The sequence below is a fragment of the Streptomyces abyssalis genome (assembly GCF_001751365.1).
In the GTDB taxonomy this organism is placed as follows: Bacteria; Actinomycetota; Actinomycetes; order Streptomycetales; family Streptomycetaceae; genus Streptomyces; species Streptomyces abyssalis.
In genome coordinates this window covers 505,435-521,470 of sequence record NZ_LJGT01000041.1, presented here as the reverse complement: position 1 = coordinate 521,470, position 16,036 = coordinate 505,435, and the positions used below count along the sequence as shown (strand labels likewise).

General features: G+C 71.0%; 17 protein-coding genes and 1 riboswitch. Of the genes, 5 read left to right on the top strand and 12 right to left on the bottom strand.

Going from position 1 to position 16,036, the window contains the following annotated elements; translation table 11 throughout:
* Positions 1–89: 89 nt before the first annotated feature.
* Together AN215_RS23200 and AN215_RS23195 are read right to left on the bottom strand one after the other, a co-directional pair.
* Positions 90–632: an alkyl hydroperoxide reductase gene (locus AN215_RS23200; RefSeq protein ID WP_070011154.1), complete on the bottom strand. Its 543-nt coding sequence runs from the start codon at positions 630–632 to the stop codon at positions 90–92.
* Positions 633–639: 7 nt separating this feature from the next.
* Positions 640–1,194, bottom strand: a complete 555-nt coding sequence (locus AN215_RS23195; RefSeq protein WP_070011155.1) for a peroxiredoxin — start codon at positions 1,192–1,194, stop codon at positions 640–642.
* 299 nt (positions 1,195–1,493) lie between these two features.
* Here AN215_RS23195 and AN215_RS23190 point away from each other — a divergent pair, with 299 nt between their 5' ends.
* The 3 genes from AN215_RS23190 (at position 1,494) to AN215_RS23180 (ending at position 3,576) form a co-directional block, all read left to right on the top strand.
* Complete coding sequence (locus AN215_RS23190; protein WP_245694663.1) at positions 1,494–2,120, top strand: DUF4142 domain-containing protein; 627 nt, start codon at positions 1,494–1,496, stop codon at positions 2,118–2,120.
* 111 nt (positions 2,121–2,231) lie between these two features.
* Complete coding sequence (locus AN215_RS23185) at positions 2,232–3,101, top strand: alpha/beta fold hydrolase (RefSeq protein ID WP_070011157.1); 870 nt, start codon at positions 2,232–2,234, stop codon at positions 3,099–3,101.
* Positions 3,102–3,184: 83 nt separating this feature from the next.
* Positions 3,185–3,249, top strand: a riboswitch (guanidine-III (ykkC-III) riboswitch).
* 12 nt (positions 3,250–3,261) lie between these two features.
* Entirely contained in the window at positions 3,262–3,576 is a 315-nt protein-coding gene (locus AN215_RS23180; protein ID WP_070011437.1) for a DMT family transporter, read from the top strand.
* A 70-nt stretch (positions 3,577–3,646) separates the two neighbouring features.
* Here AN215_RS23180 and AN215_RS23175 read toward each other — a convergent pair whose 3' ends face one another.
* The gene (locus AN215_RS23175) at positions 3,647–3,991 is read right to left on the bottom strand and encodes a hypothetical protein (RefSeq protein WP_070011158.1); all 345 of its coding nucleotides are present in this window, start codon (positions 3,989–3,991) and stop codon (positions 3,647–3,649) included.
* Between the two features lie 429 nt (positions 3,992–4,420).
* Between AN215_RS23175 and AN215_RS23170 the strand changes: the two genes are divergently transcribed.
* Entirely contained in the window at positions 4,421–4,699 is a 279-nt protein-coding gene (locus AN215_RS23170) for an ANTAR domain-containing protein (RefSeq protein WP_070031242.1), read from the top strand.
* Positions 4,700–4,751: 52 nt separating this feature from the next.
* Here the strand turns inward: AN215_RS23170 and AN215_RS30910 are convergent, their stop codons facing one another.
* The 7 genes from AN215_RS30910 to AN215_RS23135 form a co-directional block, all read right to left on the bottom strand.
* Entirely contained in the window at positions 4,752–5,063 is a 312-nt protein-coding gene (locus AN215_RS30910) for a type II toxin-antitoxin system antitoxin (RefSeq protein WP_070011160.1), read from the bottom strand.
* Entirely contained in the window at positions 5,060–6,046 is a 987-nt protein-coding gene (locus tag AN215_RS23160) for an SPFH domain-containing protein (RefSeq protein ID WP_070011161.1), read from the bottom strand. Before AN215_RS23160 ends, AN215_RS30910 begins: the two co-directional genes overlap by 4 nt.
* A gap of 174 nt (positions 6,047–6,220) precedes the next feature.
* Positions 6,221–8,692, bottom strand: a complete 2,472-nt coding sequence (locus AN215_RS23155; protein WP_245694660.1) for an FtsX-like permease family protein — start codon at positions 8,690–8,692, stop codon at positions 6,221–6,223.
* Entirely contained in the window at positions 8,689–9,456 is a 768-nt protein-coding gene (locus AN215_RS23150; RefSeq protein WP_079123336.1) for an ABC transporter ATP-binding protein, read from the bottom strand. Before AN215_RS23150 ends, AN215_RS23155 begins: the two co-directional genes overlap by 4 nt.
* Complete coding sequence (locus tag AN215_RS23145; protein ID WP_070011162.1) at positions 9,453–9,980, bottom strand: PadR family transcriptional regulator; 528 nt, start codon at positions 9,978–9,980, stop codon at positions 9,453–9,455. Before AN215_RS23145 ends, AN215_RS23150 begins: the two co-directional genes overlap by 4 nt.
* A gap of 180 nt (positions 9,981–10,160) precedes the next feature.
* The gene (locus AN215_RS23140) at positions 10,161–10,484 is read right to left on the bottom strand and encodes a DUF397 domain-containing protein (RefSeq protein WP_420856164.1); all 324 of its coding nucleotides are present in this window, start codon (positions 10,482–10,484) and stop codon (positions 10,161–10,163) included.
* On the bottom strand, positions 10,472–11,317 hold the full coding sequence (locus AN215_RS23135) for a helix-turn-helix domain-containing protein (RefSeq protein WP_070011163.1): 846 nt from the start codon (positions 11,315–11,317) through the stop codon (positions 10,472–10,474). The genes AN215_RS23140 and AN215_RS23135 overlap by 13 nt, the downstream gene beginning before the upstream one ends.
* Positions 11,318–11,496: 179 nt before the next feature.
* Between AN215_RS23135 and AN215_RS23130 the strand changes: the two genes are divergently transcribed.
* Positions 11,497–13,545, top strand: coding sequence for an alpha/beta hydrolase (locus tag AN215_RS23130; RefSeq protein ID WP_079123335.1), 2,049 nt, complete (start codon positions 11,497–11,499; stop codon positions 13,543–13,545).
* A gap of 21 nt (positions 13,546–13,566) precedes the next feature.
* Here AN215_RS23130 and AN215_RS23125 read toward each other — a convergent pair whose 3' ends face one another.
* On the bottom strand, positions 13,567–15,099 hold the full coding sequence (locus tag AN215_RS23125) for an AI-2E family transporter (RefSeq protein WP_079123334.1): 1,533 nt from the start codon (positions 15,097–15,099) through the stop codon (positions 13,567–13,569).
* 217 nt (positions 15,100–15,316) lie between these two features.
* The gene (locus AN215_RS23120; protein WP_070011164.1) at positions 15,317–16,009 is read right to left on the bottom strand and encodes an aggregation-promoting factor C-terminal-like domain-containing protein; all 693 of its coding nucleotides are present in this window, start codon (positions 16,007–16,009) and stop codon (positions 15,317–15,319) included.
* Positions 16,010–16,036 lie beyond the last annotated feature (27 nt).

Genomic DNA, 16,036 nt, shown 5'->3' with positions numbered 1-16,036 from the left:
CCCGCCCCGGCCCGTACATGCGAAGGGCCCGGGAGCCGCCACCGCGGTCTCCCGGGCCCGCCCGGCACCGTATGCCGCAGGGCCGCCCGTCAGACCGCTTCCGCCCGCAGCTGTGCCTCGGCCTCCAGGGTCGTGCCCACGGCCTGCACGACGGCCGCGATCTTGAACGCCTCCTGGACGGTCTCGCGGCCGACACCGGCCTTGCGCAGCACCTGCTCGTGCGAGTCGAGGCACTGGCCGCAGGCGTTCAGCGCGGAGACCGCGAGCGACCACAGCTCGAAGTCCGCCTTCTCCACGCCCGGGTTGCCGATGATGTTCATCCGCAGACCTGCGCGCAGGGTGCCGTACTCCGGGTCGGAGAGCAGATGCCGGGTGCGGTAGAAGACGTTGTTCATCGCCATGACGGCGGCTGCGGACTTGGCCGCCTCGTACGCCTCCGGGCTCAGGTTCTCCCTGGCCTCCGGCTCGAGTGCGCGCAGCACGATGCCCGAACGTGCCGCGATGGCACAGGCCAGCACCGTGCCCCACAGCTGCTGCTGCGGAAGCTGCGAATTGCCTATGACGGAGCCGAGGTTGAGCTTCAGGTCCTTGGCGTACGCGGGAAGCGCCGACTTCAGATCTTCCAGAGCCATGGACCGTTCACGCCCCTGCCAGCAGCTCGGCGGCGTCGAGGGTCGACTCGCCCTGCGTCCAGTTGCAGGGGCACAGCTCGTCGGTCTGCAGGGCGTCGAGCACCCGCAGGACCTCCTTGGGGTTACGGCCGACGGACCCGGCGGTCACCATCGTGAACTGGATCTCGTTGTTCTGGTCGACGATGAAGACCGCGCGCTGCGCGAAGCCGTCCGCGCCCTCCACGCCGCAGTCCCGCATCAGCTCGTGCTTGGAGTCCGCGAGCATCGGGAACGGCAGATCGCGCAGGTCGTCGTGTTCCCGGCGCCAGGCGTGGTGCACGAACTCCGAGTCCCCGGAGACACCGAGGATCTGTGCGTCCCGGTCGGCGAACTCCTCCTCCAGCTTGCCGAACGCGGCGATCTCGGTCGGGCACACGAAGGTGAAGTCCTTGGGCCAGAAGAAGACCACTTTCCACTTGCCCTCATGGGTCTTGTGGTGGATCTGCTCGAACTCCTTGCCCTTCTCCAGCGAGACACAGGCCGTGAGTTCGAATTCGGGGAACTTGTCACCTACGGTGAGCAACGTGCACTCCTTGCGCGAAGGAATGCCCAATTTGCGGGGCATTCCTGGTGGTTGGTCGCGACCCACAGTGCCACAGCGCTCAATGATCACAAAAATCGCGGCGGCCGGGCCCCGGGGGGCCGGCCGGCCAGCCGAGGACGTCCGAACGGGCACGGAACCGCCCGGATGTAGCGGTATCGGGGCGGTGGAGGGGCGGTTCTTGTCAGGTCGGACGAAGCTTCGACCACGTCCTCACACAGTTCACTAAGGTTCGTCGCACTTCGGAGATGTTGTGGAGAGGGGGGCGGATGCGGTCCGCCATGACTTCGGGACGGGCGATCGGCACAGTTCTGGTCGTACTCGCGCTCGCAGCAACGCTCGCCGCGCTGGTGATGCCTTCGACCTGGTTCGAGGGGAACCGGTCCAGCGCGCTCGCCAGGTCCGGGTGGCAGGACGACGGCAAGGGAACCTGGAAGACGGAGTACGGGCCGCTGACCCCGCTGGACCGCGACTTCATCCGCAAGGTGCGCTCCGCCGGCCTGTGGGAACTGCCCGCCGGCCGCTCCGCCCAGGAACGGGGCACGACGAAGTCCGTACGGATCGCGGGCGACCATCTCGTCGACGGGCACACGGAGTTGGACAGGCGGGCCGTCAGCGCCGGGCGCGCGATGAAGGTCTCGCTGCCGACCCAGCCGACGGGCTCCCAGAAGGAGTACCTGAACGACATGGAGATCGCCGAGGGCAAGGAGTTCGACAAGGTCCTCGTCCAGCACCTGCGGAAGCAGCACGGGGTGGTCTTCGGCCTCATCAGCATCGTCCGCGACAAGACCGAGAACTCGATGGTGCGGTCGCTGGCGACCAGGGCGAACGCCATCGTCCTCGACCACATCACGGTCCTGGAGGACACGGGGCTCGTGAGGTTCGAGGAGATGAACGACGTGGAGTGAGCCGGGCCGGTCCGGGGAGCGGGATGCCCGGACCGGACCGTAAGGCCTTTTCCCAGCGTCGCGCGGCGGGTGCTCCGATGAGTTCCCGGCACGTACGGGGTCGGCCCTCGTATGAACACGCAGCTGCTCGAGACTCCCGGGGCCCGCCTGGCGTTCGACGTCCACGGCCCGCTGCCCACCGCCGGCGGACGCCCTCCGCTGCTCATGATCGGCCAGCCGATGGACGCCGCCGGCTTCAGCACGCTGGCGTCGCACTTCCCCGACCGCACCGTGGTCACCTACGACCCTCGCGGCCTCGGCCGCAGCACCCGCAGCGACGGCCGGACAGACCAGGAGCCCGGGACACAGGCCGCCGACGTGCACGCCCTCATCGCGGCGCTGGACGCCGGCCCGGTCGAGATGTTCGCGAGCAGCGGCGGTGCGGTGACCGCGCTCGCGCTCGTGGCGGCCCACCCCGGTGACGTGACCGTCCTGGTGGCGCACGAGCCGCCGCTCATCCCGGTCCTTCCCGACGCCCGTGCCGCCGAGCGTGCACGGGCCGGGTTCCGGGACGCGTACGAGGCGAAGGGCTGGGGTGCCGGCATGGCGGCCTTCATCGCGATGACGTCGTGGCGGGGCGAGTTCACCGACGACTACTTCGCCCAACCCGCGCCGGAGCCCGCCGCGTTCGGAATGCCGGCCGAGGACGACGGCTCCCGCGACGACCCGCTGCTCTCCGACCGGTCCTGGGCGATCAGCGATCACCGGCCCGACGTCCGCGCGCTCGCCGCCGCACGGACGCGGGTCGTGATCGCGGTGGGCGAGGAGTCCCTGGACACGTTCACGGGACGCACCTCGGTTGCGACGGCCGGGCTGCTCGGGCAGCAGGTGACGCTGTTCCCGAGCCACCACGGCGGCTTCCTGGGCGGCGAGTTCGGTTACGCCGGGCAGCCCGAGGCCTTCGCGCACAGGCTGCGCGAGGTCCTCGACGACGCCGGCTGACGGGCGTCCGGCCCCTCGTCACGCGGCGTTCGCCGGACAGGGCGTGGGCTCCCCGGCGCACGCCCGGCTGTGAGACGGTGGCAAGCGAGACCACAACCGGTTCTCCGGACGAGGGTTGCCGTACCCGGCCATGACAAGACGGCATCGAGGGATGATCGTCATGGCGTGGCTCGTTCTGCTGGTCTCAGGCCTGCTCGAAGCCGTCTGGGCGACCGCTCTGGGCAAGAGCGAAGGCTTCACCCGCCTCGTGCCCTCGGTCGTGTTCGCCGTCGGCCTGGTGCTGAGCATGGCCGGGCTGTCCTTCGCGTTGCGCACCTTGCCGGTGGGCACGGGTTACGCGGTGTGGGTCGGCGTCGGGGCCGCGCTGACCGCCGGGTACGCGATGCTCTCGGGCGGCGAAGCCGTCTCCCCCGTCAAGCTGCTCCTGCTGGCCGGGCTCGTCGGCTGTGTGGCGGGCCTGAAGCTCCTTCACTGAGGGCCTGGCTGGGGACCTGCGGGCCTGGGACCCGCGGCCGTCGTGGCGCATGCTGACCGGCGGGCCGGGCTCAGCTCTCCCCGGTGTGGAACATCTCGGCGAGGCCGCGGTGCCTGTCCGCGGCCTGCTTGCCCTGCGCGGGACCGATGGCCGACCCGGGCATGCCGCTCAGGCTCTCGATCTCCTCCGCGAAGCGCAGGTGTTCACGCCGGGCGTGCTCGCAGCAGGCGAGGCAGGTGACCTTGCCCGGACGCGAAGAGGTCATCGCGAACGGCACCTGCAGCCCGCATCCGGTGGTGACGACGCTCGGCAGGTCACCGGCCAGACCGAAGGTGGACGCCATCACGTTGCGGACAGCGGCGTCGCCGCGGACGACCTTCGACTCGACATGGATGTGCGGATCTTCCCCGCCCACGTGTCCTCCTTGCCCAGGGAGCCGCGGTGACCCCCGGCAGGAGTCGCGCGGCCGGAGCCGTCCCGGCGCAGAGCACTGACCGGGGGTGCTCCCGGCCGGCCGGGGGCTGCCCGTCGAGTCTGTCATGCCCTTCACACGCGGGTCTGCACCCGCGACGAGGACGCCTTCGCGTGCTCGGGCCCCGGCTCTCCCCATGCGTACGGAATCCGTACGGGATGCGTACGGGACGAGGGCGGGCGGGCAGCGGAGCGGAGCGGACAAACACCAACAGGGCGCGCCTTTCGCGCCGTTCGTGAGTGCGACGGTCCGCCGGAAGTCAAGCCGAGACCCCTCAGGGTGGCTGCGGGGGCACACTCTGTGATTGTCTTCACGGCAACGGGTGCCTCTTTCGGCCACCCGGTTTCCCCTGTGCACAGAATTGAGGCAACTGTGAACTGTGCAGAGCAATGTGGGGACGAGACTGGCCGGCTGCTCGGCGCCGACTCGGCCCAGGACGTGATCGACCGGGCTCAGGGCGCCTTGATGGCCGCGCACGGCTGCACGGCACAGGTGGCGGCCGGCATCCTCACCGGGGTCGCACGCAGCTCCGGAACGCAACTGCGTGCGGTGGCCGAAACCGTACTGGCGGTGGCCGAGAGCCACTCCCAGTCCCCGCCCGAGGCCATAAGAGCCGCGATCACGTGTGCGCTGCGCAACGTCCTTCCGTAGAAGGGGTGTTGCGCGGGCCGGCCCTGATCTGAGGGCGGACGACGGGCGCCGGTCACTCCTCGCGGGGCGGACGGCCCCTGCGCGGGTGCGGGCGGGCGTCGCGGGGAAGCCGACGCGAGTCCGCGAGCGCCTTGCGCAGCAGATAGTCGATCTGGGCGTTGGTGGAGCGCAGTTCGTCCGCGGCCCAGCGGGCGATCGCTTCGTACATGGCGGGATCGAGTCGCAGCAGCACCTGTTTGCGCTGCCGCCCGGCTCTGCCCGCCCGCTCGCGCGGAGCCCCCGCGGGCCCGCCGTCCGCGCCGCCTGACGACGGCCCGGACTCCGCGGGCTCCGCGGACGTCTCGCGTTCAGGAGGGTCCGTCACTGGTAGAGCGTCCCCGTGTTCATGACCGGCTGCGGCGAACGGTCACCGCAGAGGACGACCAGCAGGTTGCTGACCATCGTGGCCCTGCGCTCCTCGTCCAGCTCGACGAAGTCCTGTGCCGCGATACGGGTGATGGCGTCCTCGACCATGCCGCAGGCGCCCTCCACGATCGTCTTGCGGGCGGCGACCACCGCGCCCGCCTGCTGCCGCTGGAGCATGGCCGAGGCGATCTCGGGCGCGTAGGCGAGGTGCGTGAACCGCGATTCGACGATCTTCACGCCCGCCGCCTCCACGCGCACGGTCAGCTCGGCGGCGAGCTTCTCCGTGATCTCCTCGGCGTTCCCGCGCAGGGAGAGACCGTTCTCGTCGTGTGCGTCGTAGGGGTACTCGATGGCGATGTGCCGCACGGCCGCCTCGGTCTGGGTGGCGACGAACTCGACGAAGTCGTCCACCGAGAAGGTCGCCTGCGCCGTGTCCCGGACCTGCCAGACCACGACCGCCGCCAGCTCGATCGGGTTGCCGTAGGCGTCGTTGACCTTCAGCACGGCCGTCTCGTGGTTCCGCACACGCGTCGAGATCTTTCTGCGGCTCGTCAGCGGGTTGACCCAGCGCAGGCCGTCCGTACGGATCGTGCCGGTGTAGCGCCCGAAGAGCTGGACGACGCGGGCCTCACCCGGAGCCACCATGTTCAGGCCGCACATCGCGAAGACCGAGCCGATGAGCACGAGGACGCCGACGACGATCAGCGTCGCGCCGGATCCGGTGGAGCCGCCCGAGGCGAGGCTTCCGCCGAAGACTATGCCCGCCACGCCCAGCAGGAAGCCGATCAGGCCGAGGAGGAGGGCGAGGCCCCCGGGGATGCTGTGCGCGGCGATCTCGCGGACCTCCGGGTCGGGCATCTCGGGAACGTCCTGCGGCTCCGCGCCGGCGGGCGGTGTGTTCGGCGTGTGTGGCGTGTTCGGTACCGGGTCCTGCTCTGACATAGGGATTCCCCCGTCTACGGATCGGATGAGCGGAGGGCGACTGATGTCGTCCGTCTAGCAAAGTGATATCACTTTAACATGAGAACACGGTCCCGGCCAGCATGGGGGCCCGGCCGGAACCGTGTGCTTGTGGGAGCCGCCCTCCGGGCCGTGCCGGGCGGGCGGCTCGTCCGGTCACTCCGTACGCAGCCCGTCCGGACGCATCATCCGCCACAGGAACGGCAGACTGATCAGCGTCACCAGCGCGATCACCCCGGCGCCCGCGGCGGCGGACGGCAGGAAGACGAGCCAGTCGGCTCTCGCGTCGCCGAGCATTCGCAACAGCACCCAGCCCAGGCCGAGTCCGAAGAACACCGCCATCCCGATGCCGAGCACCACCGTCACCGTCGTCTGCCACAGCACCGAGGCGCCGAGCGTGGAGCGCTTGGTTCCGAAGGCGACCAGCACGGACAACTGCCGCTTGCGCTCCCTCAGTTGCTCCAGCATCGAGACGGCCATGCTGGCGCCGATGAGCAGCAGCACCGCCATGGACGCCGCCAGCACCGCGTTCTTGATGGCGCCGATCTGGTCGGCCGTCTCCTGGTCGGCGTTCTCCCACAGGCTGTAGGACGGGTCCGTGTGGAAGACGGTCGTACGGAGGGCCTCCAGGGCCTTCGCGTTCCGTTCCATCGCCACGGTGCCTTGGAACGACGGGGAGTCCAGGCGCTTCTCGGCCAGCACCGAGGGCGTGACCATCAACCCGTCCAGCGAGCCGCCGTTCGGCAACTCGATGCCCATGACCGTTCGGGCCGAACCGGGCACCTGCCAGGTGTAATTGCTCCTGCCGCCGTCGTCCGGGGCCTTGTCGAGCATCAAGGGCGTACCGCGTTTCGGCGGCGGGGTGGCGCCGCCCTGCTCCTCGCTGACGCTCTTCGGCGTACGGACGAGGAAGGAGTCGCCGTCACGGCACTCGTCGATGCGGGCCACAGCGCGGAGCGTCGCGCAGCTGCCGACCGTGATGCCGACGCCGTCCTCGATCCCCTTGGCCTCCACCCACGACTGCAGGTAGCCGTGCGCGTTCTTGACGCCCTGGGACCGTCTCAAGTCAGCGGTCAGGGCCTCTGTGTCGGCGAGGGTGGTGTGCGGCCCGTAGATGTCCACGTGGCTCTTGTACCGGCTCGCCTGGGACTCACTCGACTGCGAGTTCTCGGCCACGGAGAAGAGCATCTGGAGCGCGATCGCTCCCGCGACGGCGACGGTGATGCCGCTGATCGCGCGGGTGGCGTTGCCGCTGCCGAGCTGAAGCCGGCGGGTCGCGAGCTGCCAGGCGACCGGTCCGCCGCGCAGCCGTCCCACGATGCGCTCCACCAGCCACGGCAGCAGCAGCACGATGCCGCTGAGCAGCAGCACCACACCGGAGCTCACCTGGACCTCGTTGACGGTGCCGCCGGTCTCCAGGCCACCGGCCAGCGGGATCAGCAGCGCCGCGCCGGCCACGGGCGGCAGCAGCCGCCACCACAGGCGCCGCTTACGCTGCTCGCTCTTGCGCACCAGGCCCAGCGGCTCGATGGCGACCCCGCGCAGCGCGAAGATGGTCACCGCCACGGCCGTCACGGGCACACCCACCACGATCAGCAGCCCCAGGTAGAAGCCCGGAGTGACGTCCTCGGGGAAGATGCTGATCCGGAAAATCTCGAAGCGGCCGATGAAAGCCCTTCCCAGCAGGAAGAACCAGCCGCCGAGCAGCAGCCCCACCAGTGCCCCCACCAGCGTCTCCCCCGCCGCCATCCGGCGGGCGCTCGCGATGTCGGCTCCGACGAGCCGCAGTGCGGCGAGTCTCGCGTCCCGCTGCTCGCCGCCGAAGCGCACGGCGGTGGCGATGAAGATGGCGACGGGCATCACCAGCACCGCGCACGCGACCACGACCAGCAGCACCAGTACGGGGTCCATCGGGTCTTCGTCCAGCGGGCTGCCGAACTTGTCGACCCGGACGGCGCCGCCCGGCACCGACAGGTCGTCCGCGCCCTTGTAGAAGGCAAGTTCGTAGGGACCCAGCAGGCCCTCGTCCCCGATCGTGCCCACGACCTTCGCGTCGAGCCGCTCGCGCAGCTCCTTGCCCTCCGGGGAGTCCAGCACCTTCTTCAGCGCGGGAGAGACAGCCATCTCGCCCGGTGCCGGTATGTGGTCCAGCCCGGGGGGAGTCGCCGGGCTGGACCCGTCGGCCTGCAGCAGCCGCCCGTACAACTGGTAGCCGTTCCACCGGTTGTTGGCGTCCTTGCCGAGGACCGAGTACTCACTGGGCTGGGCCTTCCCGGAGGCCGTGTTGAACGCGCCCGAACGGGCCTCCGACCGGGCGTCGTTGCCACTGATGATCTCCGGCACCGCCGCCGCGAGCAGCAGCACCGCCACGCCCAGCGCGACGCCGACCGCCGTCAGCAGCGTACGGAGCCAGCCCTGCCGCCCGCCGCTGGTGGCGAAGCGTGCTCCCAGAGCGAGATCGTGCGCCCATTCCCGGGGACCGGCGGCGCCGCTGCCACGCCTTCCCGCAGCGGCGCCGGTTCCTCCTGTCCGCCAGGCCGGTCCGGCTGGTCGTGCCGGTCCGGCCTCCCCGGTGTGCTGGGTCCGCTCGTCACCGCGCTGCTCCTCGCGCGTGCCCGCGGTGCTCACAGCGCCCCCGCCATGCTCCGGGCACGGCCGTCGCGTACGACGATCTCGCGGTCCGAGTAGGCGGCGACGCGCGATTCGTGCGTGACGAGGACGACCGCAGCCTTGGTCTCCCGTGCGGCCTCCGTCAGCAGCTGCATCACACGCTCGCCGTTGAGCGAGTCGAGTGCGCCCGTCGGCTCGTCCGCGAAGAGCACACGCGGTCCGGCCGCGAGGGCCCGGGCGACGGCGATCCGCTGGCCCTGGCCTCCGGAGACCTCGCCGGGCCGCTTGCGCCGTACGTCCCCGACCTCCAGGCGCTCAAGCCAGCCCCCGGCGCGGGCCTCGGCCTCCTTGCGCCCGACGCCGGCGAGGCGCAGCGGCAGCGCGGCGTTCTCCAGGCAGGTCAGTTCGGGCACGAGCTGTCCGAACTGGAAGACGAAGCCGAAGTCCGCGCGGCGCAGGGCACTGCGCTGTGCGTCGTTCATGGCGCCCAGGTCCCGGCCGGCGTACGTCACCGTGCCCGCGTCCACCGGGACGATGCCGGCGAGGCAGTGCAGCAGCGTCGACTTGCCGGACCCCGAGGGGCCCATGACGGCCACGATCTCGCCGGGGCGGATCGCGAAGTCGGCGCCGTCGAGGGCGGCCGTCGATCCGTAGGTCTTGTACAGCCCGCTCGCAGAGAGCAGGAACTCCGAAGCCGTACCGGCTCCTTGTGCGGCGGACTCCGCCGTCGACGCCGCACCCCGCGGGGACCCCGCGGACGCGGTCGATGCCGTTGACGTCATTTCCGTACCTCCGTGGCCAGCTTGTCGAGCCGTGCGGCCGTCAGCTCCAGCCACCGCAGATCGGCTTCGAGGTGGAAGAGCGCGTGGTCGCAGATGAGTTGGTCCGCCAGATCGCCGCCCTGCTTGCGCCGGGTGAGCTCCCGCATCAGGCGCAGGTGCTCCGCGCGCTGGGTGTCGAGCTGTTCGCCGGCGTCACGCCCGGTGAGGAGGGCGAGCACGACCTTGGTGTAGAGGGTGCTCTGCAAGTACGGCTCCGGCTTCTCGGGGCGGGAGAGCCAATCGGCGACGTCGGTGATGCCCGCGTCGGTGATGGCGTACCGCTTCCGCTCGGGGCCGCCGCCCGCTTCGATCCCGTCCACCTCGACGAGACCGTTCTTCAGCAGGCGCGACATCGTCGAGTAGACCTGCCCGTAGTGCAGGGGGCGGTCGTGCCCGAAGCGTTCGTCGAAGGACCGCTTGAGGTCGTAGCCGTGCCGGGGGCCGGACTCTTCCAGAAGGGCGAGCAGCGTGTGGCTGATGGACATGGCGGGGACTATACAACACGGGTATACATCCCGTGTATAGAACTCTGTAAATGGCCTCCTACCTGCGGAAAGACCAACAGGTCGGGACCTTTGTACGGGTCCCTGACCGCCTGACCCCGGCTGGGCCCGACCGAGCCCCGTGACCGGGCTGCGGGCGGCGCCCGGCGGCCCGCAGCCCGGTCACGGCCGCCGCGGGAACCGCTCCGCAGGACCGCCCGCCTTGAGGGCGTCGACGAAGACCGACCAGGCCTGCGTACCGAAGAGCAGCCCGGGTCCGCCCGGGCACTTGCTGTCGCGCACGGGGACGGCGCCGGAACCGCAGGAACCGTGGGCGACTTCGACGCAGTTGCCGCCCTCCGCGTTGCTTCGGCTGGAGGAGCGCCAGACCGTGCGGCCCGGCGCCGGCGCGCGGGCGGGGACAGGGACGGGGACGGGGGGCACGCCGGCGGTCGTGGGCGCGGGCGGCTGTGCGCGGGTGCCCGCGCCTCCGGTCACGGTATCCACGGTGCGTCTCCCTCCATGCCCTCCATCACCTGCTCGATGAACGCCGCGGACTCCCCCGCCGGAAGCGCCGCGTCCCGCAGCACGTCGCAGGAGAGGCGGAGCCTGTCCACGTCCTCGGGCTCCTCGACCAGCTCCCCCGACCAGCAGCCCTCGGTGTAGGCCACCGCCCCGCCGTCCGGCATCCACAGCAGCGTGAGCGAGCTGCCGAGCAGATGCTGCAGCCCGGACGCGAACGGCAGGACCTGGAGCGTGATCCGGGGCATCTCCGACACCTCCAGCAGCCGCTCCAGCTGCCTCCGCCACGCCGCCGCGTCGCTGAGCCGCCGCCTCAGTACGGCCTCGTCCAGCACCGCACGGAAATGCGGCGCGTTCCCGCCCGCGAGCAGGGTCTGCCGCCCCATCCTCGCGGCGGCCTGCTCCTCCAGCTCCTGCTCGTTGCCCAGCCGCGCCGTACGCAGCTGCTCACGCGCGTACTCCTCGGTCTGGAAGAGACCGGGGACCGTGGCCGCCGCGTACTCGTGACGGGCCGACGCCCTCCGCTCCAGCTCCATGAACCGCCTGAACCGCTCCCGGAAGACCGCGCCCCGGGCCAGCTCCCACAGCTCGCCGAGGTGGCCGCCGGTGCCGTACACCTCGTCCAGGGCGGCGAACACCGCGGGTGTGCCGAGCCGTTCGCCGCTCTCCAGCTGCCCCAGATACGTGCTGCCGTACTCCGTACGGTCCGCCAGGTCGCCCAGCGAACGGCCCGACCGCTGCCTGAGACGTGCCGTCTCCGCCGCCAGTACGAGCCGGGCCGACGGTCTGCGCCCGTGGCCGGACCTGCGTGCGGGCATCGCGATTCCCCCTGATTTCCGCGGTTCTGCCTGCGATGACGTGCTGCCCGCCAGCCCTATCGGGCGCCGTTGTTGTGAACAACCCCTTTTCGGGACGGATATGCGCACTCAACCCCCTCCCCCCGCTGATGCGTCAGCCGTAGCGGTGACCAGAATCCGGTACGGGGTGGGGGCGGACGATGGGGTACACGACGGCGCAGAGACCGCGTCCGGACGAGGCGGGGACGGGCACAAGCACCGGCACGGACACGGCCACGACCACAGCCACCGCCACCGCCACCGCCACAGCCACGGACACAGCCACCGTCCCGCTCACGGGACCCGGCCGTGAGCGGGAGCCGGCGCCGACCGGACCCACCTCCCGGCCGCCGTCCCCCCTGTCTCCGGGCTCGTCACCGCCCCCGGCCCCGTCCCGTCCCCGGCGCTTCCGCGACTCCGCGCTCCCCCGGACGCTGCGACACGCTGCCTCCCGTTCCCTCACCGTCGCCCGGCGCCCGTACTGGCAGCATCCCGAGCCCTCCTGGGTCGTACGGCGCTGGCCCGACCTGAGTGCGACGTGCCTCGCCACGGTCTTCTTCTGGCTCTCCCTGACGCCGTCCCTCGTGCCGCGTCCCTGGTTCCTGCAGGGCGTCATCGGAGGCATCACCGCCGCGATCGGCTACGCGATCGGGGCGCTGCTCGCCCGTCTCGCCCGCCCCGTTCTCGCAGCGGCACAGCGCCGGTTCGTACGTCGGCGTCGGTTCCCCCGTCCGCCGGGTGAGCGCGCCCGGGCGCACGCCTGGCAGGCGTACTACGTCGCCGCCGGCGGGCTGACCGTCCTCGCCCTCTCCGAAAGCGCCCGCATGCAGCGGGAGTTGAGGGCCCTGCAGGATCTGCCCGAGACGCTGACCTGGCACTCGATGATGATCAGCCTCATGGCGCTGACCCTGTGCGCAGTGCTTCTCCTCCTGGCGCGCGCCGTCCGTCTGGGCACGCGGACGCTGATACAGGGCCTGTGCCGCTTCGTGCCGCGCCCCGTCGCCGTCGTCGCCGGGCTCCTGATCAGCGCGACCGCGGTCCTCGTGGGTACCCGCGACATCGTCTTCGACCGCGGCGTCGTGGACGTCGTGTCTCATATGTCGGAGAGCACCGACCGGGGCACGAAGGAAGGCATCGTCCAGTCGGGCTCCCGCTTCGTCTCCGGCAGCCCCCGCTCGTTGATCAGCTGGCGCGAACTGGGTTACGAGGGCCGCAACTTCACCGGTTCGACGCCGTCGGCCCGCCGGATACGCGAGGTCACGCACCGCCCGGCCGAGGACCCCGTGCGGGTGTACGTGGGCAGGCGCGCCTTCGAAGGGCTGGGTACGGCCGGGGCCGAGGCCTACGAGGCGGGCGCGGAACTGGCCGTCGCCGAGCTGGAGCGTGCCGGCGGGTTCGACCGCGAGGTGCTGGCCGTCGCGGGCACGACCGGCATGGGCTGGGTCAACTCGACGGACGCCGAGCCGCTGGAGTATCTCCACGGCGGCGACACGGCCATCGTCGCGATGCAGTACTCGTATCTGCCCAGCTGGCTGTCGTTCGTCGTCGACAAGGAGCAGGCCGGACGCGCCAACCGGGCGCTGATGAAGGCCGTACGGGCCCGCTGGCTGGAGGAACCGGCGGGCAGCCGTCCCGAACTGGTCGTGTTCGGCGAGAGCCTGGGGGCGTACGGCATCGAGGCTGCCTTCGACGGGCCGGACGACCTGCTGTCGAAGGTGGACGGCGCGGTGCTGGCCGGTTCGCCCGGCTTCTCACCGGTCCGCCGGGAGATCACGGCGCACCGCGACGCCGGCAGCCCGGTGTGGCGCCCGCAGTACGAGCAGGGCAGGCACTTCCGCTTCGCGCAGTGGCCGGCGAAGGACCTGGCCCGCCCGCCCGGACCGTGGCGAGGGCCGCGGGTGGTCTATCTGCAGAACGCCTCCGACCCGATCGTCTGGTGGTCCTGGGACCTGGCCCTGGAGCGTCCGCGGTGGCTGAGCCCGCCGCTCGGCCCGGACATCACCGAGGAGGTCGGCTGGTTCCCGTTCGTCACCTTCTGGCAGACGACCGTGGACCTGGCCGTCTCCTACGACGTGGACGCACCGCACGGGCACCGGTACGGCACCGGCTCGGTCGAGGCGTGGATCGCCGTCGCACCGCCGGACGGCTGGGCCGCGGCGGACTACGACCGGCTCCGGCAGTACATGGAGAAGCGGAAGGCGCCCTACTGAGCCGGCCGCCCCGGGCACGGTCTACTTCTGCGGACCTCCGGGGCCCTCCGGGTCCGTCCCACGCCCCGAACCGGCCTCCGGAGGCGGCGGTTCGGCCGCGGACTCCGTCGGAGACGCGCCCGGCTCAGTCGAAGTCTCCGAAACCCGGCCGGACTTGCCCGTGCCGGACTTGCCCGTGCCGGACTTTCCGGGGCCCGGTCCGGAGTCGCCGCCGACGCCGCCACCGGGACCGCCCACGCCCGCACCCGCGGGAAGCGCGGCTCCCCCCGCCCGCTGCGCCTCCGAGTACGCCCGCAGATAGCCCGCGGCCGTGTTGATCACCGCCACCAGGGGCACCGCCACGACGGCACCGGGAATCCCGGCGATGAGACTGCCGCCCGTCACCGCGAGCACCACCGCCAGCGGATGGACACGCACCAGCCGCCCGAGGATGAAGGGCTGCAGCACGTGGCTCTCGATCTGCTGCACGAGAAGCACGACGCCGAGAACGAGCAGCCCCGTGATCGGCCCGTTGGTGACGAGCGCGACCAGCACCGCCAGAGCACCCGAGACGACGGCACCCACGATCGGGACGAAGGCGAAGATGAAGATGAGGACGGCGAGCGGCACCGCAAGGGGCACTTCGAGGATGTAGATGCCGACGCCGATGAAGATCGCGTCGATCATGGCGACTATCACGGTCCCGCGCACATACCCGGTCAGCGTCACCCAGGCCCGCGGCCCGGCACCGGCGACACCGTCGCGCGCGGCGCCCGGCACCAGCTTCAGGAACCACTCCCAGATCCCGCGCCCGTCGTAGAGCAGGAAGAGCGTGATGAACATCGTCAGAACCGCACCGGAGAGGAACTCCAGCAGGACGGTGACGCCTTCGAGCCCCGCGGAGGTGACTTCCTGGCTGTTGTCCCCGAGCCACTGACTCAAATTCTTGGCGACGTCGTTGACCTGGTCCTCGGACACGTGGAACGGGCCCTGGATCGCCCAGCGCTTGCCCTCCTCGATGGCCTCCTGCACGCGCTCGGTGAGAGTCGGCAGGTTCTCCGTGACCTGCCAGACCACGAACCAGCCGATCAGGCCCATCACCACGAAGCCGGTGATGAAGGTCATCGCGGTGGCCAGCCCGCGTCCGACGCGGTGCCGCCTCAGACGGGCGACGGTCGGCTGCAGCAGCGCCGTCACGAGCAGACCGGCGGAGAACGACAGCACGAGCAGGCTGATGGAGCTGATCACCTGTATCAGCACCCAGATGACACCGGCGAGCACCAGCAGCCGCCACCCGGCCTCGGCTGCGACCCGTACGCCCCATGGAACCGCGGTGGACGGTGCCGGCCGCACGCCGCCGCCTCCCCCCGCGCTCCCGGCACCGGACGGCGGCCCGGAGGGCGGACCTGGCGGTTCCGCCGGCGGGGAGGCGGACGGGCTCTCCGGCTGCGAACCCGGCCCGGCGCCCGGCTTGGTGATCGCCGCCTCCTTCGCGAGCTGCTCCTCGCGCCGCGCCGCGATGCGCGACGCCATGCGGGCCACGCTGTCGCGGAGCCTGTCCACCCTGCTCGTCATCGTGCTTCCTCCACCCCCGCGAACCCACATGTTCCGCTGCCGTTGAGTGACGACGTTACCGGCGTGCGGGTTGCTTCCGCCCAGCGGGCGCGGCGATGTTCACCACGCGGTCACGGCACAAGCTCACCCCGGCCCGTTGACGTACGGACCGGGGGTGAGCTTGGAAGCTTGTGAAGTTGTCCGGCTCAGCGCCGGGTCACGGCGACGGCCGCGCCGCTCAGTACCAGTTGTTGGCCTGCCAGAAGTCCCAGGCACCGCAGGGGCTGCCGTACCGGTCGTTCATGTAGTTCAGGCCCCACTTGATCTGGGTGGCGGGGTTCGTGCGCCAGTCGGCTCCGGCCGATGACATCTTGGAGCCGGGCAGCGCCTGCATGAGCCCGTAGGCACCCGAACTCGGGTTGCTGGCCTGGTAGTTCCAGCCCGACTCCTTCTCGACGATCTGCGAGAAGCACTGGAAGTTGCCTCCGCCGACGATCTTCTGCGCCATCGACTTGACTTCGGCGACCGAGTACGAGCTCTGGGTGGGGAAGTCACCGGCGTCGGCACGGGCGGAGGAACGGCTGGCGGCCGCCTTGGCTTCGCGCTCCTCGGCTGCCTTCTCGGCGGCTGCCTTCTTGGCTGCGGCGTCCTCGGCTGCCTGCTTGCGCGCCTCAGTCTCGGCGGACTTCTTCGCTTCCGCGTGCGCGGCTGCGGACATGGTGTCCGCCTGCTGCGTCAGCGAAGCGGTCTGAACCCGGGCCTGCTGACCCGCCGGTATGTCTTCGAGGAGCGTCGAGTCTGCAGCGGTGGCCTCGACATCGTTCGTCGTCTGACCCTGCTGGCTGCCGGAGGCCACACCGACGACTGCGCCGACGGTGGTGACCGCGGTGGCGGACGCCACTGCGAATCCCCGGACGGAGATCCGAGTCACACGTTTTCCTTCCAACGTGCCCGCTTG

What these genes read in the sequence shown, in the direction of transcription:
- AN215_RS23125 (WP_079123334.1), bottom strand. Translation starts at nt 15,099, where the DNA reads ATGACGAGCAGGGTGGACAGGCTCCGCGACAGCGTGGCCCGCATGGCG.
- AN215_RS23145 (WP_070011162.1), bottom strand. Translation starts at nt 9,980, where the DNA reads ATGTCCATCAGCCACACGCTGCTCGCCCTTCTGGAAGAGTCCGGCCCC.
- AN215_RS23130 (WP_079123335.1), top strand. Translation starts at nt 11,497, where the DNA reads ATGGGGTACACGACGGCGCAGAGACCGCGTCCGGACGAGGCGGGGACG.
- AN215_RS23135 (WP_070011163.1), bottom strand. Translation starts at nt 11,317, where the DNA reads ATGCCCGCACGCAGGTCCGGCCACGGGCGCAGACCGTCGGCCCGGCTC.
- AN215_RS23185 (WP_070011157.1), top strand. Translation starts at nt 2,232, where the DNA reads ATGAACACGCAGCTGCTCGAGACTCCCGGGGCCCGCCTGGCGTTCGAC.
- AN215_RS23160 (WP_070011161.1), bottom strand. Translation starts at nt 6,046, where the DNA reads ATGTCAGAGCAGGACCCGGTACCGAACACGCCACACACGCCGAACACA.
- AN215_RS23190 (WP_245694663.1), top strand. Translation starts at nt 1,494, where the DNA reads ATGACTTCGGGACGGGCGATCGGCACAGTTCTGGTCGTACTCGCGCTC.
- AN215_RS23200 (WP_070011154.1), bottom strand. Translation starts at nt 632, where the DNA reads ATGGCTCTGGAAGATCTGAAGTCGGCGCTTCCCGCGTACGCCAAGGAC.
- AN215_RS23150 (WP_079123336.1), bottom strand. Translation starts at nt 9,456, where the DNA reads ATGACGTCAACGGCATCGACCGCGTCCGCGGGGTCCCCGCGGGGTGCG.
- AN215_RS23180 (WP_070011437.1), top strand. Translation starts at nt 3,262, where the DNA reads ATGGCGTGGCTCGTTCTGCTGGTCTCAGGCCTGCTCGAAGCCGTCTGG.